The organism is Turicibacter sp. TJ11, from assembly GCF_021497505.1.
GTDB lineage: Bacteria > Bacillota_I > Bacilli_A > MOL361 > Turicibacteraceae > Turicibacter.
Genome location: NZ_CP069349.1, coordinates 696,730 through 723,654 on the forward strand (window position 1 = coordinate 696,730; position 26,925 = coordinate 723,654).

25 protein-coding genes and 1 riboswitch are annotated in these 26,925 nt (G+C 33.5%); of the genes, 15 read left to right on the plus strand and 10 right to left on the minus strand.

The window, feature by feature from the left end:
- Positions 1-776 precede the first annotated feature (776 nt).
- Positions 777-1,262: a hypothetical protein gene (locus tag JRC48_RS03275; RefSeq protein ID WP_235070445.1), complete on the plus strand. Its 486-nt coding sequence runs from the start codon at positions 777-779 to the stop codon at positions 1,260-1,262.
- A gap of 560 nt (positions 1,263-1,822) precedes the next feature.
- Here the strand turns inward: JRC48_RS03275 and JRC48_RS03280 are convergent.
- Complete coding sequence (locus tag JRC48_RS03280) at positions 1,823-2,566, minus strand: hypothetical protein (protein WP_235070446.1); 744 nt, start codon at positions 2,564-2,566, stop codon at positions 1,823-1,825.
- Between the two features lie 781 nt (positions 2,567-3,347).
- Positions 3,348-3,462, plus strand: a riboswitch (FMN riboswitch).
- 278 nt (positions 3,463-3,740) lie between these two features.
- On the opposite strand from JRC48_RS03280, the gene ribD reads away from it, so the two are divergent.
- The 4 genes from ribD to ribE are packed head-to-tail and all read left to right on the plus strand — an operon-like array spanning position 3,741 to position 7,172.
- Positions 3,741-4,823, plus strand: a complete 1,083-nt coding sequence (gene ribD / locus JRC48_RS03285) for a bifunctional diaminohydroxyphosphoribosylaminopyrimidine deaminase/5-amino-6-(5-phosphoribosylamino)uracil reductase RibD (protein ID WP_235070447.1) — start codon at positions 3,741-3,743, stop codon at positions 4,821-4,823.
- A 14-nt stretch (positions 4,824-4,837) separates the two neighbouring features.
- Positions 4,838-5,491, plus strand: coding sequence for a riboflavin synthase (locus tag JRC48_RS03290; protein WP_235070448.1), 654 nt, complete (start codon positions 4,838-4,840; stop codon positions 5,489-5,491).
- Between the two features lie 11 nt (positions 5,492-5,502).
- Entirely contained in the window at positions 5,503-6,687 is a 1,185-nt protein-coding gene (locus JRC48_RS03295) for a bifunctional 3,4-dihydroxy-2-butanone-4-phosphate synthase/GTP cyclohydrolase II (protein ID WP_235070449.1), read from the plus strand.
- 20 nt (positions 6,688-6,707) lie between these two features.
- Positions 6,708-7,172 carry a 6,7-dimethyl-8-ribityllumazine synthase gene (gene ribE / locus JRC48_RS03300; RefSeq protein WP_235070450.1) on the plus strand — a complete coding sequence of 155 codons (465 nt, stop codon included), beginning with the start codon at positions 6,708-6,710 and terminating at the stop codon, positions 7,170-7,172.
- Between the two features lie 770 nt (positions 7,173-7,942).
- Here the strand turns inward: ribE and JRC48_RS03305 are convergent.
- Together JRC48_RS03305 and JRC48_RS03310 are read right to left on the minus strand one after the other, a co-directional pair.
- A complete protein-coding gene (locus JRC48_RS03305) occupies positions 7,943-9,097 on the minus strand; it encodes an MFS transporter (RefSeq protein WP_235070451.1) in 1,155 nt (384 codons plus the stop codon).
- A gap of 172 nt (positions 9,098-9,269) precedes the next feature.
- A complete protein-coding gene (locus JRC48_RS03310; RefSeq protein WP_235070452.1) occupies positions 9,270-10,298 on the minus strand; it encodes an IS1595 family transposase in 1,029 nt (342 codons plus the stop codon).
- A gap of 649 nt (positions 10,299-10,947) precedes the next feature.
- On the opposite strand from JRC48_RS03310, the gene JRC48_RS03315 reads away from it, so the two are divergent.
- The 4 genes from JRC48_RS03315 (at position 10,948) to JRC48_RS03330 (ending at position 15,374) form a co-directional block, all read left to right on the plus strand.
- Positions 10,948-11,940, plus strand: coding sequence for a LacI family DNA-binding transcriptional regulator (locus JRC48_RS03315; RefSeq protein ID WP_235070453.1), 993 nt, complete (start codon positions 10,948-10,950; stop codon positions 11,938-11,940).
- Between the two features lie 135 nt (positions 11,941-12,075).
- Positions 12,076-13,509, plus strand: a complete 1,434-nt coding sequence (locus JRC48_RS03320; RefSeq protein WP_235070454.1) for a PTS transporter subunit EIIC — start codon at positions 12,076-12,078, stop codon at positions 13,507-13,509.
- Between the two features lie 2 nt (positions 13,510-13,511).
- Positions 13,512-15,026: a sucrose-6-phosphate hydrolase gene (locus tag JRC48_RS03325; protein ID WP_235070455.1), complete on the plus strand. Its 1,515-nt coding sequence runs from the start codon at positions 13,512-13,514 to the stop codon at positions 15,024-15,026.
- A 126-nt stretch (positions 15,027-15,152) separates the two neighbouring features.
- The gene (locus tag JRC48_RS03330; protein ID WP_235070456.1) at positions 15,153-15,374 is read left to right on the plus strand and encodes a hypothetical protein; all 222 of its coding nucleotides are present in this window, start codon (positions 15,153-15,155) and stop codon (positions 15,372-15,374) included.
- 282 nt (positions 15,375-15,656) lie between these two features.
- Here the strand turns inward: JRC48_RS03330 and JRC48_RS03335 are convergent, their stop codons facing one another.
- Positions 15,657-17,087, minus strand: a complete 1,431-nt coding sequence (locus JRC48_RS03335) for an IS66 family transposase (RefSeq protein ID WP_235070457.1) — start codon at positions 17,085-17,087, stop codon at positions 15,657-15,659.
- Between the two features lie 754 nt (positions 17,088-17,841).
- Here JRC48_RS03335 and JRC48_RS03340 point away from each other — a divergent pair.
- Both JRC48_RS03340 and JRC48_RS03345 read left to right on the plus strand, forming a co-directional pair.
- Complete coding sequence (locus JRC48_RS03340) at positions 17,842-18,378, plus strand: YcxB family protein (protein ID WP_235070458.1); 537 nt, start codon at positions 17,842-17,844, stop codon at positions 18,376-18,378.
- 67 nt (positions 18,379-18,445) lie between these two features.
- Positions 18,446-18,859 carry a hypothetical protein gene (locus JRC48_RS03345; protein ID WP_235070459.1) on the plus strand — a complete coding sequence of 138 codons (414 nt, stop codon included), beginning with the start codon at positions 18,446-18,448 and terminating at the stop codon, positions 18,857-18,859.
- 259 nt (positions 18,860-19,118) lie between these two features.
- Here the strand turns inward: JRC48_RS03345 and JRC48_RS03350 are convergent, their stop codons facing one another.
- A complete protein-coding gene (locus tag JRC48_RS03350; RefSeq protein WP_235070460.1) occupies positions 19,119-19,670 on the minus strand; it encodes a hypothetical protein in 552 nt (183 codons plus the stop codon).
- 552 nt (positions 19,671-20,222) lie between these two features.
- On the opposite strand from JRC48_RS03350, the gene JRC48_RS03355 reads away from it, so the two are divergent.
- A complete protein-coding gene (locus JRC48_RS03355; RefSeq protein ID WP_235070461.1) occupies positions 20,223-20,471 on the plus strand; it encodes a hypothetical protein in 249 nt (82 codons plus the stop codon).
- 84 nt (positions 20,472-20,555) lie between these two features.
- Here JRC48_RS03355 and JRC48_RS03360 read toward each other — a convergent pair whose 3' ends face one another.
- The 4 genes from JRC48_RS03360 to JRC48_RS03375 all read right to left on the minus strand — a co-directional run bounded on the left by JRC48_RS03360 (position 20,556) and on the right by JRC48_RS03375 (position 22,707).
- A complete protein-coding gene (locus JRC48_RS03360; RefSeq protein WP_370630394.1) occupies positions 20,556-21,851 on the minus strand; it encodes an IS66 family transposase in 1,296 nt (431 codons plus the stop codon).
- The gene (locus JRC48_RS03365) at positions 21,806-22,060 is read right to left on the minus strand and encodes a transposase (RefSeq protein ID WP_235070462.1); all 255 of its coding nucleotides are present in this window, start codon (positions 22,058-22,060) and stop codon (positions 21,806-21,808) included. Before JRC48_RS03365 ends, JRC48_RS03360 begins: the two co-directional genes overlap by 46 nt.
- 106 nt (positions 22,061-22,166) lie before the next feature.
- Positions 22,167-22,523 (minus strand): IS66 family insertion sequence element accessory protein TnpB, encoded by a 357-nt coding sequence (gene tnpB, locus JRC48_RS03370; protein ID WP_235070463.1) that lies wholly within the window; start codon positions 22,521-22,523, stop codon positions 22,167-22,169.
- Complete coding sequence (locus tag JRC48_RS03375) at positions 22,513-22,707, minus strand: hypothetical protein (RefSeq protein ID WP_235070464.1); 195 nt, start codon at positions 22,705-22,707, stop codon at positions 22,513-22,515. The genes tnpB and JRC48_RS03375 overlap by 11 nt, the downstream gene beginning before the upstream one ends.
- A gap of 64 nt (positions 22,708-22,771) precedes the next feature.
- Here JRC48_RS03375 and JRC48_RS03380 point away from each other — a divergent pair, with 64 nt between their 5' ends.
- Positions 22,772-22,930 carry a hypothetical protein gene (locus JRC48_RS03380; protein ID WP_235070465.1) on the plus strand — a complete coding sequence of 53 codons (159 nt, stop codon included), beginning with the start codon at positions 22,772-22,774 and terminating at the stop codon, positions 22,928-22,930.
- A 370-nt stretch (positions 22,931-23,300) separates the two neighbouring features.
- Here the strand turns inward: JRC48_RS03380 and JRC48_RS03385 are convergent, their stop codons facing one another.
- Positions 23,301-23,672 (minus strand): helix-turn-helix domain-containing protein, encoded by a 372-nt coding sequence (locus tag JRC48_RS03385; RefSeq protein ID WP_235070466.1) that lies wholly within the window; start codon positions 23,670-23,672, stop codon positions 23,301-23,303.
- Positions 23,673-24,053: 381 nt separating this feature from the next.
- Between JRC48_RS03385 and JRC48_RS03390 the strand changes: the two genes are divergently transcribed.
- Positions 24,054-25,580, plus strand: a complete 1,527-nt coding sequence (locus JRC48_RS03390; RefSeq protein WP_235070984.1) for an IS1182 family transposase — start codon at positions 24,054-24,056, stop codon at positions 25,578-25,580.
- 490 nt (positions 25,581-26,070) lie between these two features.
- Positions 26,071-26,406 carry a hypothetical protein gene (locus JRC48_RS03395; RefSeq protein ID WP_235070467.1) on the plus strand — a complete coding sequence of 112 codons (336 nt, stop codon included), beginning with the start codon at positions 26,071-26,073 and terminating at the stop codon, positions 26,404-26,406.
- Positions 26,407-26,925: the final 519 nt, after the last annotated feature.

Here is a 26,925-nt window from a genome sequence, read left to right on the forward strand (position 1 = left end):
TTTAAGCAGGTAGATGTGTTATTTAGTTTTACATTTAATCTGAGAAACTTATTGTAGCTGGATATTTTTAAACATGAAAAAGCCCTAATCGTTGCATGAAAGATACAACCATTAGGGCTTCACTTGATTTATATAATTATAAGGAGAGAGAAGAAAGTAAGAAAAGATTTAGGAGAGTATTTCATAAATACTTGGGGGAATTACATCTATGTTATAGGAATAAATTTCAATTTTTATTCAAGTAATTTAAAAAATATTTACTTTTTATTAATCAAGATGATCCCGCTACCATGAAGAACTTAAACTTCATGATCCATGACTAAAAACAGAAAAAAGAGACCTAAATGGTCTCCTCAAAAAAGAAAAGATTAAAAAAAGAAAAAGAAAGTAAACACCAAACGTAAAAACAGTAAAAGATTATAAAGGATCGTGTTTGTGTAATTTTACTTACACGACACATTATATGGTTGTTAATGGGTATATATGCTACTTAATACATTAATAGTTTAAAAAAATTATGTCCTAATATTCAAAGAGGGACTTCCGATCCAAACAGTTGCGAGGCAACGGATTGGGTTGGAAGGTTATTTTAATCTCTGTTATTTAACAGAGATTAACCTTTATTAAATTCATCTTCTCGTTCAAGAGAGCCTTTAGATAGTAAGGTGATAAGAAAACCCACACGACACAAGGTGCGGTGTGGGTATCCATGAATAATAGAGATTTGAGTATATATTTGGTATAATAAGGATGTTAGTAATATAGGAGGGAGATAAATGATCAAAAAAATTGGGATGATACTGATGATACTTTTATTAGTTGGCTGTCATTCAGTACAGAACACAGATAATACGATTGTTTATTCTTTTAAAGGAGAAAGTGAGGATCTAATTTTAAATAATGGAGTTGTAGTTCTATCACCAACACAACAAATTCTTTATGGGGGGGAATTGCAGTTTAAACAGGAAAACTTATCAAGTCTCTTGAATTATTCAATGGAATTTTTCACTTTATCTGATGAAGGAAAAGAGACTTTATTAATCTCTAAAGTAAGTGATATGACCGAAGGTAATGGACGGTCTATACAGGATCATCAAGCATTATCAAGTGTAATAGCTGAAAATAAATTGACAAATCATCTTCAAAACAATATAGAGAATGATTTTTATTTTGAGTTGACTGTGACTAAAACAAATGGAGATAAACAAAGTTATCAAATAAAATTAGATGTGACAAAAGTAACTCCAGGAGATAATCAATAGTAGTGGTTGATTAGTTTCTTATTTAATAAAGAGTGTTCTTAGTAGCGGGATGTTAATACTTAGAGATTATCATAGTAGAGAGGGAACTTCCACCCCAAACGGTTGCAAAGGAACGGATTGGGGTGGAAGTTATTTTAATCTCATACATTTAACAGGGATGATTTTTTATTAAATTCATCTTCTCATTCAGGAAATAATTTTGATAACAAGGTGATAAGAAAACCCACACGACACAAGATGTGGTGTGGGTTTTCTTATTCTTTTGTGACAGGATATAAAAAAGAGTTTGATTAACTCGATGCCTCCCGCTACAAGGATTGATTTAAATAAATGACTCCTAACTATCCATCCACTCGGCTTCTATCCTAGCGTATATTCAGGTGCAGTGGATGTGCTAGTTAGAGGTGCTTGGGTTACAACAGAAAATTGATATTTATTGTACAATTAAGATAAAAGGGTGATTAAAGGGATTAAATAACAGGATGTTCTGTACTGTTTTCAACAAGCAAAATGAAGCATGAAGTACTCTCGTGATAATAAAAGTAAAAAAGCCCATAACCTTAGTTATGGGCGAGGAAATTATCGGTTTCTGATAGAAAGATAATCTCTCCAAAATTAACATATAAACTTTCTTCTCCTGTTTTTACGTTTCGCACATAGGTTTGAAAGTGGTAATCTGAATTCAGTAATCCCTCTAATAAAGCACCAAAAGGTGTCAGGTGTTTGCTGTAAGAAAAGAACACAAAGGTTTCATCTTGAGAAAGAGCCTTTGGAACGTAACCTGGTGAAAACTTTGCATCATATGTTCCGTAGAAATTTTTGATTAACATGCTTTCATCCGTAATGACATCTTTTAAGTATAAACTACCATCTTCTTCGTAAAGTCTATCTTCAGCCGTTGGGGAGTGAACACGCCAATCTTCTTCTAAACCGAGGGTGGAAATTCCAAGAGAGGTTGCTATTCCATCCTCATTTAATTCAAAAAGTCCCCAATCTTCTAATGTGTCATCATAGGCTTCAAAAATAAGACGGTTATTGGCTTTATCATAGGTAATACCCGAAACGTTTCCATTATCAATAGAATCTTGATGTTGGTAGAGTAATTGTTCATTCTCTAAATTAGCTTGAGCGGTATAAATTTTCAAAATGGAATCTGTATCACGTCGGGTATATATAATTTGACCGGTTAACTCATTTAAAACATCTTGATTGTATTGTCCCCCGACACATCCCCATGCAAACAATGAGAGTAAGCCAATGATCACAATAGCCAGACTGAACCTAATTATTTTCAATACTTTCATTTTTTATGTCTCCTTATCGGTTAATTTTTACTTATCAGGAACTATATTAGTCTTATCCTCTTGATTATATCATAAAAATAGGAAAAACTTTACATTTTACAACCATAGAGTAAAATTTAGTTATGTAAAAATTAAGGTATTTTACTCTTTTCAACTCCAAAACTGAGACTGTTGACTAAGCATCCATCCCTTTTCTCCCCATATCGTGCCGATATTGGGGCGGTGGGGTGGTTGCTTAGTTTTTTTATCTAACAAAGAGCGTTCTTAGTAGCGGGACTTGAATACTTAGAGATTATCATAGTAGAGGGGAGTTTCCATCCCAAACGGTTGCAAGGCAACGGATTGGGTTGGAAGGTGTTTAAATCTCATGTATTTAACAGGGATTAGCTTTTATTAGATTAATCTTCTCATTCAAGAGAATTTTTAGATAACAAGACGATAAGAAAACCCACACGACACAAGGTGCGGTGTGGGTATCTTTATTCTTTTGAGACAGGATATAAAAAAGGAATTTTAATAACAAGAGGTATCCCGCTACCAGAATTGACCTAACTACATTTCCCCTAACTCACCATCCACTCGGCTTCTATCCTAGCGGGATATTCAGGTGTGGTGGATGTCTTAGTTAGGGTACTTTGATATAAGGGGTTTTATGATAACAGTAAAGTGTTATCATATGTACGGCTCTTCTCTATAACTATTAGCAGGACAGATGAAGAGAAAAAATATAATTTTCTATTGACTTTTAAATAATTACTTTTTATAATTACCGTATAATTAAATAAATCTTCAGGGCAGGGTGAAATTCCCTACCGGCGGTACAGCCCGCGAGCCGTAAGGCATGATTCGGTGAAACTCCGAAGCCGACAGTATAGTCTGGATGGAAGAAGATAAGAGATGTTTATATAGATTAACTATATACTTTTTCTGATGCTTATTTGCTCTGGAATATTTTAAATATTTCAGAGCTTTTTTAGGTTGAGTATATATAATCTAATAACTGTTTAAAAGGATTTGTTTTTAATCATTAATTATTAAGTCTAATTGGTCAATGGAGACTTGTAATGAATGAGTTAATAATTCTTTTAATAGTTTAATGATCTAAAAGCCCTGATTATTAAATCGGGGCTTTTTCTTTTGTTCTAAATGCCCGAATTTTAAGGAGGATAAGAGTTTGGATGAACAATATATGCAGATCGCTCTGGAGTTAGCCCAAAAGGGAAAAGGTCATGTAAATCCAAATCCATTAGTTGGAGCAGTCATTGTCAAAGATAACCAGATAATTGGATCAGGATATCACCAAAATTATGGTGAGGCTCATGCGGAAGTTAATGCACTTAATAGTTTAAAAACTTCTGCTAGAGGGGCTACTCTGTATGTAACATTAGAACCATGTTGCCATTATGGAAAAACTCCTCCATGTGTAGATTTAATTATTAAACATCAAATTGCAAAAGTTGTCATTGCCTGTTTGGATCCGAATCCACTCGTTTCGGGAAAAGGTGTTCGAAAATTAAAAGAGGCAAGTATTGAAGTTGTTGTAGGTGTGTTAGAAGAAGAGGCGATTAAAGTTAATCAGATTTTTATGCACTACATAAAAACTAAAAAGCCATTTGTTTTATTTAAAATCGCCATGACTTTAGATGGTAAAATCGCGACAGCTAGTGGTGATTCTAAATGGATTAGTGGACAACAATCACGTCTTGAAGTTCAGCAGTTGAGAAATGAACTGATGGCCATCATGGTAGGAGTGAATACAGTGATTAAGGATGATCCGTTATTAACTTGTCGAATTCCAGATGGACATCATCCTATAAGAATAATTGTCGATAGTTCATTAAGAATCCCCTTATCATCAAAAGTTATTCATGATAAAGCGGCAAAAACCATCATTGCAACAACTGATCGTTCTCCTATGAATAAACGTTACCAATTAGAAGAGTTAGGTATTGAAGTATTGGTAATTAAAAAGAAAAATAATCGTGTCGATTTAAATGACTTAATGACAGTATTAGGGGAATTAGGCATTGATAGTGTGTTACTTGAAGGTGGAGCTGCGTTAGCCTATTCAGCTTTAGAAGCAGGAGTTGTCAATAAAGTTCAAGTATATGTGGCACCTAAGTTAATTGGAGGAGAACAAGCCAAAACTCCAATTGGTGGGGATGGGGTTTCTAGGTTACAAGATGCTTTTAAACTTTCAGATTTAAACGTGCGAAGAATAGGAGAAGATATTGTATTAGAAGGAGATTTAATGTAGGACGGAGGAGTTAAATGTTTACTGGAATTATTGAGGAAGTAGGCACGATTAAAGGAATTAAAAAAGGAGAAAAGTCATCTAAACTAACTATCGTAGCTCATAAAGTCTTACAGGAAACAATGCTAGGAGATAGTATTGCTACGAATGGAGTGTGTTTAACCGTTACTAAGTTAGGTCAAGACTGGTTTGAAGCGGATGTCATGGCTGAAACTTTGCGTCGTAGTAATTTAAATGACTTAGTGCTTGGTAGTTCAGTCAATTTAGAACGTGCTATCCAATTGAAGAGTCGTTTAGGTGGTCATCTTGTCAGCGGTCATATTGATGGTTTAGGCCAAATTGTTTCAAAGAGAAAAGAAGATAATGCGACGTGGATAACAGTGAAGGCTCCTTATCATCTCTTGAAGTATGTTGTAGAAAAAGGCTCTATTGCAATTGATGGAATTAGTTTAACAGTTGCAACAGTTGAGGAAACGTGTTTTTCAGTTTCAATTATTCCACATACAGGTCAGGAGACTACTTTATTAAATAAAAAGCTAGGAGACTCAGTTAATTTAGAAGTTGATATGATTGGTAAATATGTTGAGAAATTTTTAAACTTTCAATCTAAAACTATTTCAAACACTAGTACGATTAGTGAAGAATTTTTAAAAAATCATGGTTTTTTATAAGGAGGAATTAGATGTTTAATCAGATTGATGAGGCAATTGAAGCCATTAGACAAGGAGAAATGATCATTGTTTTAGATGATGAAAGCCGAGAGAACGAAGGAGATTTATTAATGGCAGCTGATTTAGTGACAGCTGAATCCATTAATTTTATGGCGATGTATGGACGTGGATTAATTTGTATGCCCATAGAAGAGAATTTAGCTCATAAATTAAACCTTCATCCAATGGTACTAGAAAATACAGATCATCATGGAACGGCATTTACAGTATCAATTGATCACGAAGAGACAAGTACTGGAATTTCTGCTTATGAGCGAGCCTTAACCATACAAAAGGTATTGGAAGAACAGAGTCAGGCGATTAATTTTAAACGTCCCGGACATATGTTCCCGTTAATTGCTAAAGAAGGAGGTGTTTTAATCCGACCAGGACATACTGAAGCAGCTGTTGATTTAGCGAAGTTAGCAGGACTTAAAGGGGCTGGTGTCATTTGCGAAATCATGAAAGATGATGGAGCAATGGCAAGACGAGATGATCTCCTTGAATTTGCTAAACAACATAATCTCAAAATTATTACTATTAAGGACTTAGTTGATTATCGTTTATCACAATTGGTAAGCCGAGTTGTTCAAACGGAAATGCCGACTAAATATGGTGATTTTCAAATGTATGGCTTCATTAATAAGGAAAATGGTGAACATCATGTTGCTTTAGTAAAAGGCGAAATTAATGAAAAAACTCCAGTTTTATTACGTATTCATTCTGAATGCTTAACAGGGGATACTCTAGGATCTAAACGTTGTGATTGTGGAGAGCAGTATGATGCGGCTATGAGGAATATCGCACAAAATAATAGTGGTGTACTTCTTTACATGAGACAAGAAGGAAGAGGTATTGGATTAATTAATAAGTTAAAGGCTTATGCTCTACAAGATCAAGGATTTGATACTGTTGAAGCTAATTTGAAATTAGGATTTCAAGCGGATATGCGTACGTATGATGTGGCCTCTGCTATATTAAAGGATTTAGGCGTTAAAAAGATTCAGTTAATGACAAATAACCCTAGAAAATTAGAGGCGTTACAAAATTATGGATTTGAGTTAGTGGAACGCATTCCTATTCAAATGAATCATAATGAAAAAAATGAGTTTTATTTAAAAACAAAAAAAGAAAAATTAAATCATTTATTTAATTAAATCAAAAGGAGAGAGTTAAAATGAAAATGTATGAAGGAAATTTAGTCGCACAAAATTTGAAAGTTGGAATTGTGGTTGGACGATTCAATGAATTTATTGTTTCAAAATTATTAGGTGGTGCTATTGATGGATTAAAACGTCATGGGATGACTGAGGAAGATATTGAAATTGCTTGGGTTCCTGGTGCTTTTGAAATACCGCTTGTCGCAAAGAAGATGGCGAATACAAAGAAATATGATGCTGTTATTTGTTTAGGAGCAGTTATTAAAGGATCGACACCTCATTTTGATTATGTTTGTGCTGAAGCGTCAAAGGGAATTGCATCAGCTTCATTAGATACAGAAATTCCAGTTATCTTTGGCGTTTTAACAACAGATACAATTGAACAAGCTATTGAACGTGCAGGAACAAAGGCGGGGAACAAAGGTTACGATTCGGCAATGACTGCTATAGAGATGGCGAACTTATTAAAAGTGATGAACTAAGTTTTTAAAATAATAAAATAAATGCAGGTTATCGGATAGGCGAATCATGTTAAAAAAGAGTGACATCATTCGCCTTTTTTTATCTAATCACAATCCTTCATCGTAGCGGGAAAACCTACTGATGAGGTGTTCATCTCAATATCAAGACATTGAAAAAGCCCCAATGATTGCAAAGCAATGATTGAGGCTTTTTCGTTATCCATCCCACGATATTCATAAAGACGATCTATAACGGTTCAATCTTAAAAGACTGAACGGTTATGGATGCTGATTTCTAAAGGTAGATCTTCTGATTATATAAAAAATCATCGTAGCAAGATGATAAGAAAACCCACACGACACAACGTGCGGTGTGGGTATCATTATCTTTTGAGGCAGAATATAAAAGACAGGCTTTACTAATCAGGAATATCCCGCTACAAGCATTACTTTTAGTACATTTCCCCTAACGATCCATCCACTCGGCTTCTATCCTAACGGATATTCAGGTACGGTGGATGTCTTAGTTAGGAGTTGTTTAATATAGCGGTTTTAATCATAACAGAAAAAGGATAGGCGAATCATGTTCACACATCATTCGCCTTTTCTTATGGATGCTAAGGCTCAAATCACATGATTTTCGTCCTTAGCGAATATCTTATTAAACGAGGTGATCACTAACCATCCATCCCTTTTTCTCCCCATATCGTGCCGATAGTGGGGCGGTGGGGTGGTTGCTTAGTTTTTAGCTCTGTTAGATAAAAATATTGAAAAATAAAAAATTTTAAAATTTAGAAATCCTCTTTTATTAGTATAAATGTTAAAATTGCCAAACAAAACATAGCGATTGCATTTATATAGAATGGCGTTTCATGAGAAATATACTCATATATCATTCCACCTATTAAAGGCCCTACAATCATTCCTAATTCACATACTAATGTATATGTTCCATATATTTGCCCTTTATAGTATTTAGCATTAACTTGAGTGTATATGCCCTTTTCGGAAAGGGTATAAAGATTGGCTCCTATTGAGGATATCAACCATAATAATGATAATATCAAAATTGATGTAACCATCGGAGTAATAATTGTTACTATACTACAAATTATTATACCAATAATCATAGATTTCTTTTTTCCAATATTATCTGAAAGTTGTCCAAATTTGTGTGCATATAAACTTTCAGATAAGAGAGCAGGGAAAAATGCTATTCCTAATATTACGATATTATTAGAAAACTTTTCTTGCATATATATCATAAAAATAGGACTCAACATAGAGGATAAAATTGAACCAATAAAAATTATTGATAATAGTCCAATATTTTCTTTTGAAAATCTCTGTTTTCCATAATTGTTAGTTAAAAAACTATGTTTTGTCTCTTCGAAATTCTTAATTACTATAACTAACCCATATAATGAAGATATAGAAAAAATCATAAATAATAATTTCCAGGCTTTAATGAATGGAACAATGGAAAGTATGATAAATGATAAAATACATCCGTATAGATTTCCAGTAGACTTTGCTGAATTTATTTTTCCAAATCGTTCTGAAATATTATTTGATTCAGTTGTATCGGCTATGATTGTATATACAGAAATCGTCATCAAAGCTATTGCAATGCCTTGAATTATTCGAGCTACATACAGAGATAAAATCGTATTTGAATTTGAAAATAAGATAAATGATATTGAGAAAGAAATGATAGCGCTAATTAAGATAAATTTTCTACCTACCTTATCAATCAAACTTCCTATAATGGGTCTCATGATTATGAGTATAAAAGAAATAACCGAAAAAAGTCCTGTTATTTGAATCGCATTCATATCTACGCTTTTACTATATATAGGTAATAAAAAAGAAATTACTCCTCCAGATAATGAAGTTAAAATCAATATTTTTCTTAATCCAAAATTTTCTCCCCTGGCATTACTCATATTTTCTCTCCTTTTTATAATGAATAAACCAATTATATCAGAATTAACATTTTTTAACAATTATCAATCTTAGATATCTATAGTACTGAAGTGGAATCAGATTTTTCTTTATTTCTTAGACATACTATTTAATCACATACATTAGTAAAAATCATCAATAAAAACAAGTAACTTATCTAAATAATGCGGTTCTAATTTTATAATCTTCAATATTTAGCTCTAATTGACTGGAAACTGTTTGAAGAAGCATATTTTTTCCTTTCAATACTTCCTTATCATCTTTGAAATATTCTAACCATTTCATCCAATATAAATAGTTAACTAAATACTTAGTCGAAACCCCTTTAAATCGAGCCAGCCAAAGTTTTAGACGACTATGAAAAGAATTGAGACGTTGAATATTATAGAAGTCATCCGTTCTACGCTTTCCACTCTCAATTCGCTTGTGCTCTAATCCAAAATCCTCAACAAATTTAATATAACTTTGATGACTATCCGTACACAGAATAGAGCCGACTTCAATATGCCCCTCTAATGCACGACTTAAATCAGAACTTTTTATTCGCCCCTTACAAACGAGCTCTGCATAGATATTTCCTTGGCGGTCTAAACCTGTTAACACACAAACCTGTTCAGAACTAATCCCACGCTTCGTTACTTCTCCACCACGTTTACGAGAAGGTCGAGGCATTACAAACCCACTCTTCACATGATTTCCTTTGAAAGATTCAGCAATATATGTTTCATCCATCTCCACGATTCCCTCTAAATGTCCCATCCCAATATACGGCCGAATGGCATCTAAAATTCGATGGCGCATGTAAAAAGAGGTCTTTACGCACACCCCAATTTGAATAGCTGAACGACGGATACTAAAACCTAAAATCATGCATTTAGCATATTCTAACCAGTCTTCTAATGGCAACTTTGAACTTGATAAAACAGATTTGGAAAGGTCTGTAAATGTTCGACGACAAGATTTGCATTTATAACGTTGTTTACCACATGTAATTCCATACTTGCATACCTCATGACTATCGCAATGAGGACAAGCCTTTCCTTTTGAAAAACGAGCTTCTCGACAATCAGTTATAGAAACAGGGCTAAGTGATAAAATCTCTGAAATATAGCTTAATAAATTAGCTTGTTGTTCATCATTTAAAGTTAAGATATCGGCTTTGATGGAACTTAACGTTGGCATAAATCCACCTCGAACATTTGTTTATTATTAGTTTACCATATTCGGGGGGCTCTATTCAACTTATCAACAATATTGTCTAACACAGCGTAGTTTTTTTATCTAATAAAGGTTGTTCTTAGTGGCCGGACGTTAATACTTAAAGATCATCATAGTAGAGAGGAACTTCCATCCCAAACGGTTACAAAGTAACGAATTGGGGTGGAAGGATAATTTAATCTCGTGTATTTAACAAGGGATTAATTTTTATTAAATTGATCTTCTCATTCAAGAAACAGCTATCTAACAAGGCAGTAAGAAAACCCACACGACACGAGTGCGGTGTGGGTATCCGTTTCTAGAAATTGTGATATAGATATAAAACTTAAACATAACAGAGGAAATCGGTTGTGGTAGACGTAAAGTATCATGAGGTGATAAACATCATAAAAAATGGCTGTGTTTTAAATAAATGTTGATGACTAAATCAATTGATGTTGCTAGCTCTAATAAGTTAATACATCAACGTAACTGACATTGAATTGATGATTATAGTTGAATATCAATACTCTTTTAAAACAGAGCCTAAAAAATTAGGATTATTGTATGAAAGTTATTTGTTTTGCTTTATAATGAAATAGATAACTTTTAACCATTTAATAGGAGGATCAGGATGAATAAAGCCTTAACGATTAATGATATTGCGAGGCTTTGTGGTGTAGCAAAAAGTACAGTCTCTCGATATTTAAATAATGGAAAGGTTAGTGAACAAACAAAAGAAAAAATAAGACGAGTGATCGAAGAACATAATTATGAACCGAATGCCTTTGCCCAAAGTTTAAAAGCAAAAAAAACTAGATTCGTCGGAATTATTGCCCCAGGATTAGATTCAATGGTAACGTCAAAGGTTATTATGGCTATTGATGTGACGTTACGAGAGAATGGATATAATCCTTTGATTATTAATACGAGTTTAAGAAAAGATTTAGAGATTGAAAGTATAGAGAATTTAGTACGTTTAAAAGTTGATGGGATTATTTTAGTTGCAACAGAAATTAAAGAAGAACATCGACACGTTATTCGTCAATTAAATATTCCGATTGTAATGGTAGGGCAGTCAAGTGAAGGAATAGTCTCTATCATTAATGATGATTATCAAGCAGGATTTGAGTTGGGGACGTATATTCGAGAAATGGGACATAAAAATGTGGTCTATTTAGGAGTCCCAGAAGAGGATGTTTCAGTCGGGATTCAGCGTCGTAAGGGAGTAATAGATGGATTAAGTTATAAGAATGATTCCATTTTAATCAATGTGTTAGTGTCAGACTTTACGAGTGAATTATCGGAAAAAGTTATTAGTGAGTCTTTGGAAAAACATCAACCAACTGCCATTATTTGTGCGACAGATCGAATGGCATTAGGTGCAAAAAAAGCTATTTTATCTCATGGCCTAAGTATTCCGCATGATATTTCATTAGCTGGATTTGGTGGTTATGACTTAGCAAACTTAGTAACGCCATCGCTTACTACTATTAAATTTGAAAATGAAAAAACAGGACAAATTGCGGCTCAAACCATGCTTAATTTGATAGCAGAAAAGAAAGTTTCAGAGTTACAGACTATAGGCTATGAACTTATTAAATCAGATAGTGTTATAAAGAGATAATTAGTCTTTGGATTAATTATCTCTTTTTTTTGTAAATGCTTACCAAAAAAGGTTGTCAGATATAATGGAGTATGTTATATTAATTTTGTAACAAAAAGGGGAACCGGTTCCCATTGGTGAGAGGAGAAAAAGGCTATGTCTAATAAAACAGAAAGTTATCAAAGAATTTCGAAAAAATTATTAGTATTGCTTGGAGGAAAAGAAAATATCCAAGGAGTTGCGCACTGTGCGACACGATTAAGAATTGTATTAATGGATAATTCATTAGCAGATTTAGATCAAATTGGAGAATTAGAATTAGTTAAAGGAGTGTTTGTAGCGGGAGATCAGTTACAAATCATTTTTGGTGCGGGAATAGTTAATGACGTTTATAATGTCTTTACGGAAGTTAGTGGAACGGAAAAAATGTCTTTAGGTGATGTGAAGGCTCAATCCATGCAAAAACAAAATCCTTTCCAAAAAGGGATTAAATCGTTATCAGATGTCTTTGTAGACATTATTCCAGGATTATTAGCAGCGGCTTTATTGATGGGATTAACAGGTTTACTTGAGCAACAAGGAATTTTTGGCGCTCAATCTGTGGTAGAAATGTTCCCATCTTTATCAGGAATTAATCGCTTTCTATCTATTTGTTCAACTGGAATCTTTACTATCTTACCGATGCTAGTTGTTTATTCAGCAACTAGACGTTATGGTGGAACACCTGTTTTAGGATTAGTAATAGGAGCAATTATGTTACATTCAGATTTAGCTAATGCCTATTCAGTTGGAAATGGGACGGTTGAACCGGAGGTTATAAATATTTTAGGTTTAAATATTGAATTAGTTGGTTTTCAAGGTGGAATTATTATTGCTTTAATGATGGGATTCATTACAGCTAAGTTAGATGTTTTCTTTAATAAAAAAATCCCGGATATGGTTAAGTTATTCTTTGCTCCATTATTGACAGTAGTAGTAGCGGCATTCCTATTATTTACAATTATAGGTCCACTAGGACGTGGGTTAGCAGACATCATCACTTATTCATTATTATGGGCCACAACAAGTTTAGGTGTATTTGGTTATATGTTATTTGCTGGAATTCAACAGATTATTGTTATTACAGGAATTCATCATGTGATCGGAGCAGTTGAAGCACAACTGATTGCTGATACAGGCCGTAACTTTATTATGCCATTAATGTCAGTTGCATTAATCGCACAAGGTGGAGCAGTTTTAGGATTCTTACTTTTAAATTGGAAAGATGATAAAACAAAACAAATCTGTATTTCTTCATTTGGATCAATTCTATTCGGGGTTTCAGAACCTGCAATTTTTGGGGTAACACTTAAAAATAAATTTCCATTAATTACAGGATGTCTTGGAGCGGCACTAGGTGGAGCATATGTTTATTTAGCACATGTCACAGCTATTGGATTTGGAGCGACGGCTATCCCTGGGATTGCAATCGTTGCAGCTGAAGGAAATGGACATTTAAATTACATTATTGCTCATTTAATTGCCTTAGTGGCAGGATTTATTTTCACATATGCCTATGGAAAGATAAAAGGTAAAAGAGAGGTAGCTTAATCATGAGATATAAAGAGCCTAAACATCGTACTATTTTAGAAGCAACAAAAGAAGAATTAGCTCAACTTTTAGAAAAATCAAAAAATGATAATTGGAAGCCCATTTATCATATTCACCCAGAATTTGGCCTACTAAATGATCCAAATGGATTGGCTTATTTTAATGGGTATTATCATCTTTTTCATCAGTGGTATCCTTATGGAACAACACATGGAATGAAGCATTGGGCCCATTTGAAATCTAAAAACTTAGTTGAATGGACACGAGAGAAAGTCGCATTAATTCCAACAGAAGATTATGAAGCGCATGGGGCCTACTCTGGAACAGCATTAGAAATCAATCATCAGTTGTACTTATATTACACAGGAAATATCAAGCTAGATAAAATAAATCGCAGTGCCAATCAATGTCTAGCCATCATGAACGGAGAAGGGAAAATCGAAAAATACGCATTTAATCCATTAATTAAAGGAATTCCAGAAGGATATACGGGACATGTTCGAGATCCAAAAGTGTTTAAAAAGAATGATAGTTATTATATGATTTTAGGAGCCCAACGAGTTAATGAAACAGGAGCATTTATTGTATATCAGTCATCAAATGGATTAGATTGGAACTTCTTAGGTGAATTAACGTTGAAAAATCTAAATCAATCATTAGGTTACATGTGGGAATGTCCTGACTATATGGAGATTAATGGAAAAGATTTATTGATTTTTTCACCACAGGGTATCGAGCCACAGAATGAAAAATATAAAAACCTATTTAATGTGACTTATGCTATTGGAATGTTAGATTTAGAAACATTAACATTTGAAGTTGAATCATTTGATGAATTTGAAAGTGGATTTGATTTTTATGCTACACAAATGTTTAAAGGAAAAGATGGACAAACGTTACTCTTTGCATGGGCTGGTCTAGGTGAGTTTGAGTACCCAACGGATGAATTTGGGTGGGCACACTGCTTAACATTCCCAAGAGAAATTACCATAAAAGAGAATAAAGTTCTTCAAATGCCAGCTAAAGAATTATCGTTGTTACGCTTAGATAGAGAAAGTAAAAGTGATAGATGTCAAGGCGTTGTATTGATAGAAAACAAGACAAATACATATGAATTAAACGTAACACTTGAAACTAATAATACTAACTTATTTGGAATTCATTTAGCTGTTTCAGATGAGGAACATTTGAATCTTGAATTTAACAAATCATCTCAAACGGTAACATTAGATCGCAGCAAATTAAAACATCAATTTGTTGAAGAGTTTGGAGTATATCGTCAGTCACAGTTAACCATTGGAGATAAAGTAGAAGTTAAGATTTTAATGGATAACAGTATTGCTGAAATTTTTATTAATCAAGGTGAAGTGGTGTTTACTACTCGATTATTTCCATTAAAAACATCAACAAATATCGAGATTTTTAGTGATCAATTCATGACATATCAATACGAAAAGTATGATTTAAAACAAGGAATTGTAAAAAGAGAAGATGATCTAGAAGTTTTTAATCGTTAAGGTTGACTGCTTTTTAAAAGGCTATGCTTTAAATGAATGTTGAAAATGGTACAATATAATCAACTTCACAATTGTTATATAATGGAAAGTTAAGAATATATATATTAATGAAAGGGTGATATATATATGATAATTTACACTACTAACGAGTGGAAGGGCTACGGTAAGCAGAATTATTATTGGAACGAGTACAGACTTGAAGGAAATGAAGTTGTTAAGTACAAGTGTCATAGGAAGAAGTTTTTTGACGGCGATGAAAATAACTGGGATGAAGGTGAGCACATTGTAGAATGTTGGGCAATTGATGACCCTAACATGCCAGATTGGCTGAAACAATATATAAAATAGTTGCGTTAACATTGTAATTATGAGCATAATCAGAAGTTATCTTACTTCGCAATCTTAATATAATGCGAACTAAATTAGAGCTATATTTTTATCAGATAGCTCTAATTTTTTTATCAATTAAAATTTATTTAATTTCAACAGTGTATTAAAACAGAGCCTTAGTTAAATATCAACACTCTTCTAAAACATAGCCTTTTAAAAAAATAATGGTAACTATTCAGCCTAGTAGAAAAGAGTATCACAAAAAGGAGTGCTCGTTTAGTGAAGTACTCCTTGTGAATGTTATGAAAATTGAATCGTATTTCCCATTAAAATGGTTTCAATACTTTCGATAATATTTAATCCTTGCTTTTGACAAGTAGAGATGAAACCTCTGATTCGGGCGAAACAATGAGCCCCTTTTTCTGTTCGAAAACATCCGGATATTTTTTGTTTCGTTTTAGTCATTCGGACATCCCTCTCAGCTAAGTTATTATCAAACGGAACCTCAACTTGATATAGAAATTCTAGCACCTCTTCTTGTCGTTTAGATAAGCGATTGAGTAATCGAACGGGATCTGTATTTTTTTCATGAGCTTTTAAAGGATTCGCCAGATAACCTTCTTTAATGATTGTTTGATATCGCTGCTCAAATTCTTGAATCTGATGTAAGGGCAACGGGTATTCAGTCTCTTCCGAATAAATTTTAGCTTCAAGTAATAATTCCGTCATGTCTTTGGCCCACTGTTGTTTCTCAAAGTCGATGATTCCTTTGAATTCTCTTAAATGATGAACGTTACATAAAGCATGTGTGCAATTATCATATTTAAAATACGGTGTCCAATGATCATGGATGACGGTTCCTTTGAAAGAGGGAAGAATTCCATTCGCTTCAATGGCTTGAGAGCCACGTTTTTCATGAACAAAGTAGTGAGTATATCGTTTATTTGAAGTCACATGAAGCCAGTGTCTCTTTCCATTGACATAACAGCCTGTTTCATCTAAATGAAGATAACTTGATGCCAAAAGATTTTCTTTGATTGAAGCTTCAGTCGTTTCCAACAACTCATCACATCGTTTCGTCATATTCACCAGTGTTCCTTGGCTGATGGTCGCTCCGAAAATATCTTGAGTCAATTGTTTCAGACGGTTGAAAGGAATCAATTGATAGTGACTGAAATAAGTTAATACACTTGTTAAATGTGGCCCATATTGTGTCGATTGTATGACATGTTTCGGAAATAGTCCTTCATTTTTAAAATGACAGTTAGGACATACTTTAATTTGAGATTGATGCTCGGTGACTTGAAGCCTTAATCTCGGTAAATCAAAAACTTGACGTCGAATCGTTTTTTGAGGTTCAACGTTTTCTAAACAACACCCACACCCTCGGCAAATTTTCGGATGATGTGTGACGACATGATCCGGATCTTTTATCATTTTTAAGGTTGAACCTTGATGTCCGACTTGACCACCCGGTTTTTTATTTGAAGGTTGACGCAAACTTTTTGTCTTTTTAAAACCATCGGTTGAGGGAGGCAAACTACTGTTTTGACTTGTTTTATTTGATTGTTTTTCAAGTTTTTTAAGGCGAGCATCTAAATCTGAAATGATTTTATTTTGTTTCTCAATCGTTTGAGATAAATCAGAGATTTGAGTGGAAAGTCCTTGAACTAAAGTAACGACGGATTGAATTCCTTCATGATAAACTTTGATGATTTCAGATTCTGACACAAGATGACACCTTCTTCTAAAGTTGGAATAGTAAGGATATTATAACGTAAATCTTATAAATAGGTAAGTTATTCACGAGAGCTACATATCATTAACAAAACCACTAAGAAACGGAATTTGTTTACTTGGTGGCTGAATAGTTACAAATAATGATTATTAAATTTTTCCATTTATTATAATCAATGTTGTTTCATTAACAAATTTCATCCCGCTACCATGCAGGATTAAACTTCATTCTTCACAACAGAAAAAGGATAGGCGAATCATGTCAGAAAAGATTGACATCATTCGCCTTTTCTAATTGGATGCTAAGACTCAAATCTGATGATTTTCAATCTTAGCGAATCTCAACTAAAACAAAGGAATAACTAAACATTCAATCTTGCCAGTAGCCTTCATCATATCGATTTCGACTTGGGCGATTGATGTTTAGTTTTTTGCTCAATAAAAGTCGTTTCTAGTAGCGGGACTTTAATACTTAGAAATCATCTGAGTAGAGAGGCACTTCCAACCCAAACGGTTGCAAGGCAACGACTAGCGCTTCATGATCTTACAATTAAGTTAATTAAGAGATTAAGGTTCTTAATTCGTTGGCTTTTTTCTAAGAAAGAAGTGGATTGGCAAACAATAAGAAAACCCACACGACACAAGGTGCGGTGTGGGTATCCTTATTGTTTGTTATCCTTTTATTGAGATAATGGTAAAAAGAGGTTATAATTAATTTAAAAATAAATTGAATGAAGGGGGATCATCATTGGAAGCTTTATTTAAAAATCAGACAACATTCACTAAAACAGCTTGTATAGAAGCTGCCTTATCAGCAAATAAAACCTACATAAGTATTCTATTATTTTTGTCAGGGGTTGGACTCATTCATACAGGGTATACGGCTTATATGATTCAAGAATACACATTACTTTTATGTTGTATGGGGGGAGCCATTATTGCATTTGTTACGCCTTTTTACATTTATCGTTCTCAAGGCATCAAAAATTATAAGAGTCAGTTGATGCTGTTTGAAGGAAGTGAGCCTCAAGTTAATATAACGATTTATGAGGATTACCTCACATTTAATAAGTGTATTTCATCAATAAACGGAGATAAAAGTGAATCGAGTATTAAACATGATAAAATTACTGCTGTCTATAACTTTAAAGAGAATTTTGTGATTGTTTATGCCAATCAAATTTATCTTCCCATACAAAAGACAGAATTTACAAAAGGCTCATCTGAGGATTTCAAAGAGTTTCTGCTAAAAAAAGGAATGAAAGTGAAACGAAAAATTATCTAAGCTTCGGCTACCGATGAGACAGCTACTTAAATTTAACGCTGTGTTAGACAATAAGAAGGTGATTTTTATGGATGAAATAGATGAACAAGAAAAATCGAAAACAATGGGATGTGGCTGTCTTCTTGGTTTAATTAGCTGTCTTGTTCCACTTAGTATTTGTTTTTTTATTCTGAGTTGTTTTTTTCGCTCTATTTATAATGAAGTAACAAACGAAACTGTTATTTTTGAAAGTTCTTCTCCTAATCAGAAATATACACTTTCAGTTATTCCAAGGGATATCGGCTTTCATGGAAAATATATAATTTATATAGAAGTTGATGATGAGACAAGGATAGAAGTGCCTGTGGTTAGCCACACTCATTTCGATGCTTCAAAGGTTTCGTTTGAATGGAGTGACGATCATACTGCTACTATTACTCTGAATGGGGATTATGACCAAATCATTTCTTTCATTGCTCCAAATATGTTTGAATTACAATAACTATGTAGGTAATTAGAGTTAAAATAAAGAATTGATAGTATAACAACATTTTTATCTAACAAAACGAAATTTAAATAAATTTTGATTTAAAGAGTATTAACTTTTTTGATTAAGTCATCTGTTGGATTGTCAACTGGATAGGTTACAATTAATTAGACAGTTTTTTTAAGGTCACACAAATAAAAATACGACTTGAGATTTAAGATTAATCCAAGTCGTATTTTTGCTGATTATAGATTATGTTATATGATGCTTCAAATTATTTTTGTTTGATTTTTATTCCTTTTGTTAAAAGAAATTCTTCAAATCTTTCGGATGACCCCGTAGTAAACTTATCCTTATCAATTGCTAAAGCAAATTCTTTTTCATAAATCAATACAAATACATTCTTTGTTTTGTATACTAAACTAATACGATCATGAGGTAACTTAGCATCAAGATTATTTTTATTAATTAGCAGATTGTTTGTATTAGCCTTAGAAAAATCCCCATTCAGTTCAAGATAGTCTTCAAAAACAGTTATATTAATAATGGGATCTTCATCACCTAATAGAACTTTTTGTTGTTTATAAACTTTTGCTCCATTCGATCGATAAATTTGAATGGGAGTCATTAACATAATAGGCACTAAAAATAAACAAACCATAACGAGCATATAATCTTCAACTAAATAGCCGTATATGGCAAGGCATAAGTATACAAACGTTGCAGTCAAAAGCATCGGTCGAATAAAGGGGTTAAGTGTTACCTTGCAAAGATCGATGTTAACTAATTTATTTAATGTCGTTTCATTTTTAAATAAAATCTCCATGGTTATCACTCATTCCTCTCTAACGCACTTTTAGATAGTTCATATTATAACCTTTTTTTGGCATATAAACAATAATGCCTAGGTATTGTGTTAAAATCACTTTTTTTCTTTTGCTTATAATTGAATAGAAAAGAGAATTGAAATAACCAGAAATACCCGCTACAACAGGACATCAAATGTCATATTTCTAGATAGTCACTAACGATCCATCCCACCTAGTTACCCGCCTATGGCATATGTCGGGTGGGGTGTGCTTGATCGTTAGCTTCATGTAGTGGGATATTTTTAAATATAAGGCTTTGTTTTAGAAGAATGTTGATTTTTCACATATAGTTTAGTTGTTCGTTGAATACTTGGTAAAAAAAGGATATATTCAATAGAGAATTCATAAGGGGTTGAAAGGGGAGATACAAAATGGAAATTTTATTTAAAAATCAGTTTACTTTAACCCAAGAAGATACGAAGGAAATACATAAAGTAAATACACAAAGATACAGAAGAACTTCTTTACTGATGCTATGCTTGGGTGTTATACTCGTAAGCGATTGTGTGGTGTCATGGTGGGCACAGTATTGGTATATCATTATGGCATGGGTGATTATGGTAGCATGGTTATTCATTAGTCGAGCTCGAGCCCTTCGAAAACAACTAACGATTTTTCAACAACAGCAAGTGGTTTTGCATAATCATAGCCCTATCGTTAAAACAACAATGATGTTTGATGAATACATGGAATTTCATTCATCAAACGGTGCTAAATTAACTGTTCACTATGATCAGATTACCTTTGTTAAAAAGTAAGCACGTAATAATAACACGGGTACAAAAAAAGCTACCAATCCTGTAAACTAAAGGTACAGAGTTGGTAGCTGTTATTTTATATCGCTATCCACAATTCTCTTGAACGTTTTTTGCCCATGGCAAAAAGCCCACCAACAAGTCTGGATTTCGTATGAAATCTACATTTGGCAGTTTTTCAAAAAGATAAGTGAGATATTTAGACGGATTTAGACTGTTTGCTTTGGCTGTCTCAATGATCGTGTATGCCATCGCATTAGCAGTCGCGCCTTTCATACTGGTTGAAAAGAGGTAGTTTTTACGACCAATCGCGATAGGGCGAATCGCTTGTTCAGCTAGATTATTCGAGGCTTCAAGATTTCCATCGTCTAAAAAGCGCAAAAGTTCTACCTTTTGATTTAAGGCATACATCACCGCTGTTTGAAGTTTTCCTTTCATGGCATAGAACGATTCTAGCCAGTCAAAAAATTCTTCCACAACAGGTTTGATGATCAGTTGGCGCTGCTTTTGACGTTGCTCAGGAGATAAATCTTTAATAGTCTTTTCGAAGCTAAAGATTTGATCGCAGTACTCCACTGCTTTTTTCGCTTTTCCGTTGTTTCCTGGTATCTCGAAAAATTTTCTTCTGACATGGGCCCAACACCCAACTAATGAAATGTTCGGGATATTTTTATATCCTGAATAACCATCACAATGAAGATATCCTTTGAATCCTTCTAAGATGGTGGTTGCCACCGCACGTTCACGTGTCAGATCGGCATGGTAATACGCCACAGGATGTTCGGTATTTTTGATGGTACGGAATAACCAAATCCGTGCTTGAGAGGTCGCTGATTTACCATCTGTTCGATTTAAGATTTGATAAGGTGTTTCATCCGCATGTAAAACCTTATTTTGGACTAACGCTTTTCTAAGTAAATCATAAATGGGGCGTAACCAATCATGACTAGCGATAATAATCCAATTAGAGAGGGTTTTATCACTCACACTCAATCCATAGCGTGCCCATTCTGATACCTGGCGATAACAAGGAATACTTAAGATGTATTTATGATGAAAAACTTCAGCTAAAACACTGGCTCCGGCAAAGCTTCTTTGAATCGGAGCTTTTGGTGTTTCGGCACAACGAATCGGTTTAGCTTCGATAGATTCGTCATGACAATCACAAGCATAAGTATAAGCAATGTAACGCTTTTTATATAATCGGGCTGGAACGAAACAGACTTCGTCACGAATGATCCTTTTCCCCATTCGTTTCATTTCATTTCCACAATTCATACATCGGCAGTCTTCCCCATGTAATTGGCAATGAACTTCTTCAATGGGTAAGTCTTTGATTAATTCTGCTTTTCTTCCTTTTTGTTTTTTACGTCGATACGTGATTTCTTCGACGGTTTGGTCTTCAGTTGTCTCTGTCTCTTCAAAAAATCATCTGGATCAAATAATGAAATTTGGCCTTCGGCTACTTTAGTCTTTTCACTCGAAGATCCAAATAGCTTTTTATTTAGATACTGAATTTGTTCAGTTAATTGGCGAACTTGTTCTAGAAGTGCCTTATTTTGTTCCATTAAGTGTTGTTCAAGTTCTGTCATCCAAGTCGCCTACTTTCAAAATGTCTATATCTTAACCCTAGTATACCTAATCTCACAACAGATGAAAATAGAAATAAGGGATTTTGTCGAAAATCCCTTATTTCTATTAATATAGGTCACCAGTTTTAGCTGGTTTGATGGCTTTAGGTTGTTGAATAGAGAGACCTTCTAATAACCAGCGTAATTCCTGGGACGTTAATTTCTTAACCTCATCTTGATCTTTTGGCCATTGTAGATGACCGTTCTCAATTCGTTTATAAAATAACATAAATCCGTCATGATCCCAGTATAAAGCTTTGTAGCGATCTTTTTTTCTTCCACAAAACAAGAAGATGGCATCGTCAAATAAGTCTAGATTATATTTATCTGAAACTAAATTCGCTAAGCCATCAATTCCACAACGCATATCGGTGTGACCGCAAACAATGAAGATGTTTTGAACTTCTGTAAAATTAACGAGCATACTTTGACATCTCCGCTAAAACAGCATGTAAGATATGTTTATCAACGCCATTGTAAAACAGCACTTCAGCATCTTTGATTTTAAACTGACAAGTAGGTATATCCTTATTAGTCGCAGATTTTGAGTGAGACTTTAAATGAGAGTCACTCAATGCGACTGGAATTATCATAGGCTTTTCTTTCATAGAAAATTGACCTCCTTTTCTTTGATAGCTACAGTATAGCCCAAAGTTGGAGGTCAAAATAGACATGTTTATATTACGTGCTTACGTTAAAAAGACAGCTCATTTTATGATAATTTTTTATGAAAAAGTGGTGACAGTTCCTGTTAAAAAGTCTGGATTTTCAAAAGGAACACCTGAAGCATTTGAAGCATTTCTTTTGGAAAAAGGGGTAAAAGTGAAATAAAATATAATCAAATAAAAAGAGAAGTTATTTTAACTTAGATAACTTCTCTTTTTTATTATTTATGAGCTGTCGGTTTATTTAGTTAGGTAGATATATCAACATTATTTTAAAACACAGCCTTTTAATTTAATGTAAAATATCATCATAAAAAGATTGTAGCAAGAAATAATAGTCAAGTCTATACGAATATTAATTTTCAACTGATTGATTGAATTTCAAGAACAAGGGAATTGGGGTACTTTGTGGGCAAAGATCTTACGTTTTTTATTTATATCAATACTATTTTAAAACAGAGCTTATAATTAAAAAAGTCAGTTAAGAATAATTCCTTATTCCCAAATGACTTTAATAAACTTTGGATTATTATTTTTTATCTCATCCATCCCTCAGCCGTATTATATTCTGTATGCTCATTCGCCACTTCTTCTAACCAATTATCTAATGCTGCTTTAGAAAAGTAGTATTGACTATCAACTGTAAAATAGGGAAGCATCATTCCTGAAAAAATCCCATCCTCTTCTAAATCTGTTTTTTCAATATTCATCATTTTAATGACTTGTTCTTCTGATAAATGAAGATAATCTGCTGCTTCATTTATACCTAACGCTTGACTATTTTCTTTTGAATCGATTGAAGTCATATTAATCGCAGTTGATACCTTTGTAGCGATAATGGACGAGCCAATCACGATTGTACATGCAAGAATAATAATTGAAATGATTAACTCTTTATTACTTTTCATCTTCATCCCCCTTTAATTTACCATTTATTTACATTATACTATATTAAAGTATATTAATTATAGTAAATTTTTATAATTAATACTATTTACACCATGCAGTTATCCTCTTTAAAATATTCTAATTATTTCAACCGATGTAAACAATTGACTAAATATTTAGGAGGGCACTGAAAAACAACTCACAAAAAAAGGAAAACACTGAAGCCTGAAGGGTTTCAGTGTTTTTTTATCATTTGTGATATAATGACTTGACTAATGACATTTTTGGAGGCTCATCATGATTAAAGACTTTGAACAATTATCCTTAAATCTTTCTCAAGGACATCCTTATACGATAAAATTATTCCAAAAAATCACCCGTTACGTTTAATCCATGAACACATTGATTTTTCGTTTGTAACTCCACTACTTGGCGTGAACTATTCGATTGATTACGGAAGACCTGCCTATTCTCCTGAAGTCATGTTTAAGTTATTATTCCTTAAAATGCTTTACAATCTGTCGGATGAGCGTGTCATTCAAGAGGCTCAAGTCAATATGGCTTATAAATACTTTTTGAATTTAGACCCCGAAGATCCACTCATGCATCCGTCTTCCTTAACTAAGTTCAGAAAACTGAGATTAAATCAGGAGGACATCTTAGAGGATTTATTAGGTGAAGTGATTAACCAAGCGATTCAAAAGAACTTAATTCCATCAAAGACACTGATCATGGATGCCACACATACACGAAGTCGGTATAAAGTTAAAACTCCCATTGAGAATTTAAGAGAGGTTTCTAAAAATATCAGAAAACAACTTTATCGTTACGTTCCTGAGGTGAAGGATCATGTTCCTCCAAAGCTTCATTCCACTGCTTCACTTGAAGAAGAGGTCATTTATACTCAAGAATTAATAGAGTTTTCTCATCGCTATCAAGATAAAAATAGACAGATTCAAGAAGCGAGAGAAAAAGCGTCAGACATCCTAAAAAATGGAACCTACCAAGCCATTCTTTCTGTCTCAGATCCAGAAGCTAAAATGAGTTATAAATCTAAAACTGAGGCGTTTGCCGGATATAAGACACATCTAGCCATCACGGAGGAGCGTCTCATGACAGCGATTGAAGTGACCACGGGTGAAGTCAGTGATGGAAAGTATTTGAAAACATTGGTTGAAAAATCAAAAAAGAACGGAATAGAAGTGAAAGAAGTCTTAGCGGATGGCGCCTATTCAAGTAAAGAGAACTTAGAGTACATGGAGCAAGAAAATATAACGGCTGTAACGCCGTTAAATCCAATGGTCTTAAATGGTGGAAAACGAGAAGTTGAAGGATTTGAATATAATAAAGATGCGGGACAAATGAGATGTCCAGCTGGACATTTAAGTGTCAGAAAAGCCCGTACGGGAAAGAAAAATCAAAAAACAAATCAAAGTTTAACTTATTACTTTGAGATAGAAAAATGTAAGCATTGTCCTTTAAGAGATGGATGTTATCGACCAGGGGCAAAATCTAAAACTTATTCCATGACCCTTAAATCAGACATCCATCAAAAGGCAATGGATGATCAGAAGACAGAAGAATTTAAAGAGAAGAAAAAACAACGTTATAAAATTGAGGCCAAAAATGCCGAGTTAAAACAGTCTCACGGATTTCAAACATGTAAATTCGCGAGACTTTTCGGCATGAAAATCCAAGCCTATTTAACAGCTTTTGTCGTTAATACGAAGAGAATAGTGAAGTTAGTGACAGAAAAACAAGCGATCTTTCAGATAGGTTTATTGGGTCTCATACAAAAAATGGATATGATAGAGAATAAAGAAAAAGGAGCCTATTATTTTATAAATAATAAGCTCCTTTTTCAGTGGCCTCAATATTTAGTAGATACTTTTTTAAATCGAGTCATCCAAAGTTTTAAACGAATATGAAAAGAATTGAAAGATATTAATAATAATGAATTACCGACAATAACCAAACCCACACGACACAAGTGCGGTGTGGGTATCCTTATTTTTTGAACCGGTATATAAAAGATCAGTTGAAATAACCAGTAATATCCCGCTATAAGCAACATTTAAATTTCCTTTTTTCATAAAAAAGCAACACTAAACGGATAGGCGAATCATGTCAGAAAAGATGCACATCATTCGCCTTTTCTCATCGGATGCTAAGACTCAAATCGTATGATTTTCGTCCTTAGCGAATATCTAATTAATTTTCAATGATCACTAAGCATCCATCCCTTTTTCTCCCCATATCGTGCCGATATTGGGGCGGTGGGGTGGCTGCTTAGTTTTTTTATTTAACGCTGTATTTTAGAGAAGTGTTGATATTAATTATTTCTGTGAAAAGAAGATGTTTTTAAAAATGTGATACAATTATATTAGAAGTTACATCTAATTTTAAAGAGGTGATAATGTGGCAAAACATGACTTTGGAATTATGCAAAATGAGCCTATGAATAACGAACGATTCGATGTATATGAACCTGAGAAATACCACTGCATTCAGCTTCACGATGATTTGATTGAAGATATTTTAACGGATTTAGAAAATGTACCTTGCTATTGGCATACACTTCAAGTTCCAGGTAAAGGTCTTGCATACTGTGGTACTACATTGATACCTCCTCAGTCACTAGAATTGTTCATGCAAATTTTGTCCTCACAACATCAATCAGAATATAATGATTTAATTTCTTTAGCTAATCAAGCAAAACAAGAAAATAAGTATATCATTCATTTTGGAATCTAATGGTTTATTAAATAGGGATAATCTGCTTAATTATTGCAGCTATTTTAATATTGAATAACACAAAAAAGAGAGGGAATATTACTAAATCCAATTTCCTCTCTTTTTTACTTTACTTCTCAACACTTATCTAAAACAGAGCCTTATTTAATATAGAACGTTCTTAGTAGCGGGATGTTAATACTTAGAAATCATCATAGTAGAGAGGTACTTCCAATCCAAACGGTTGCGAAGCAACGGATTGGGGTGGAAAGTTGTTAAATATCATGTCTTAACAGGGATTAGTTTTTATTCAATTGATTTAAAAATATTTACTTTTTATTGATCAAGATCATCCCGCTTCCATGAAGAACTTAAACTTCATGACCTAGTATTAAAAATAATAGGCTATGTTAGCCCTCTTCGTGATAAATATGATATAAAAACAACCACGCCTTAGACTTTTCAATATATTGAATCCTAAGATGTGGTTGCTTCTATAACTTACTATAAATTGTTCGTACTATATTAATATTGTATATT

Excerpts from the sequence above, each read along its gene's own strand:
- JRC48_RS03275 (WP_235070445.1), top strand. The coding sequence starts at position 777 with ATGATCAAAAAAATTGGGATGATACTGATGATACTTTTATTAGTTGGC.
- JRC48_RS03280 (WP_235070446.1), bottom strand. The coding sequence starts at position 2,566 with ATGAAAGTATTGAAAATAATTAGGTTCAGTCTGGCTATTGTGATCATT.
- JRC48_RS03290 (WP_235070448.1), top strand. The coding sequence starts at position 4,838 with ATGTTTACTGGAATTATTGAGGAAGTAGGCACGATTAAAGGAATTAAA.
- JRC48_RS03295 (WP_235070449.1), top strand. The coding sequence starts at position 5,503 with ATGTTTAATCAGATTGATGAGGCAATTGAAGCCATTAGACAAGGAGAA.
- ribE (WP_235070450.1), top strand. The coding sequence starts at position 6,708 with ATGAAAATGTATGAAGGAAATTTAGTCGCACAAAATTTGAAAGTTGGA.
- JRC48_RS03305 (WP_235070451.1), bottom strand. The coding sequence starts at position 9,097 with ATGAGTAATGCCAGGGGAGAAAATTTTGGATTAAGAAAAATATTGATT.
- JRC48_RS03310 (WP_235070452.1), bottom strand. The coding sequence starts at position 10,298 with ATGCCAACGTTAAGTTCCATCAAAGCCGATATCTTAACTTTAAATGAT.
- JRC48_RS03315 (WP_235070453.1), top strand. The coding sequence starts at position 10,948 with ATGAATAAAGCCTTAACGATTAATGATATTGCGAGGCTTTGTGGTGTA.
- JRC48_RS03320 (WP_235070454.1), top strand. The coding sequence starts at position 12,076 with ATGTCTAATAAAACAGAAAGTTATCAAAGAATTTCGAAAAAATTATTA.
- JRC48_RS03325 (WP_235070455.1), top strand. The coding sequence starts at position 13,512 with ATGAGATATAAAGAGCCTAAACATCGTACTATTTTAGAAGCAACAAAA.
- JRC48_RS03330 (WP_235070456.1), top strand. The coding sequence starts at position 15,153 with ATGATAATTTACACTACTAACGAGTGGAAGGGCTACGGTAAGCAGAAT.
- JRC48_RS03345 (WP_235070459.1), top strand. The coding sequence starts at position 18,446 with ATGGATGAAATAGATGAACAAGAAAAATCGAAAACAATGGGATGTGGC.
- JRC48_RS03350 (WP_235070460.1), bottom strand. The coding sequence starts at position 19,670 with ATGGAGATTTTATTTAAAAATGAAACGACATTAAATAAATTAGTTAAC.
- JRC48_RS03365 (WP_235070462.1), bottom strand. The coding sequence starts at position 22,060 with ATGACAGAACTTGAACAACACTTAATGGAACAAAATAAGGCACTTCTA.
- tnpB (WP_235070463.1), bottom strand. The coding sequence starts at position 22,523 with ATGCTCGTTAATTTTACAGAAGTTCAAAACATCTTCATTGTTTGCGGT.
- JRC48_RS03375 (WP_235070464.1), bottom strand. The coding sequence starts at position 22,707 with ATGAAAGAAAAGCCTATGATAATTCCAGTCGCATTGAGTGACTCTCAT.
- JRC48_RS03380 (WP_235070465.1), top strand. The coding sequence starts at position 22,772 with ATGTTTATATTACGTGCTTACGTTAAAAAGACAGCTCATTTTATGATA.
- JRC48_RS03385 (WP_235070466.1), bottom strand. The coding sequence starts at position 23,672 with ATGAAAAGTAATAAAGAGTTAATCATTTCAATTATTATTCTTGCATGT.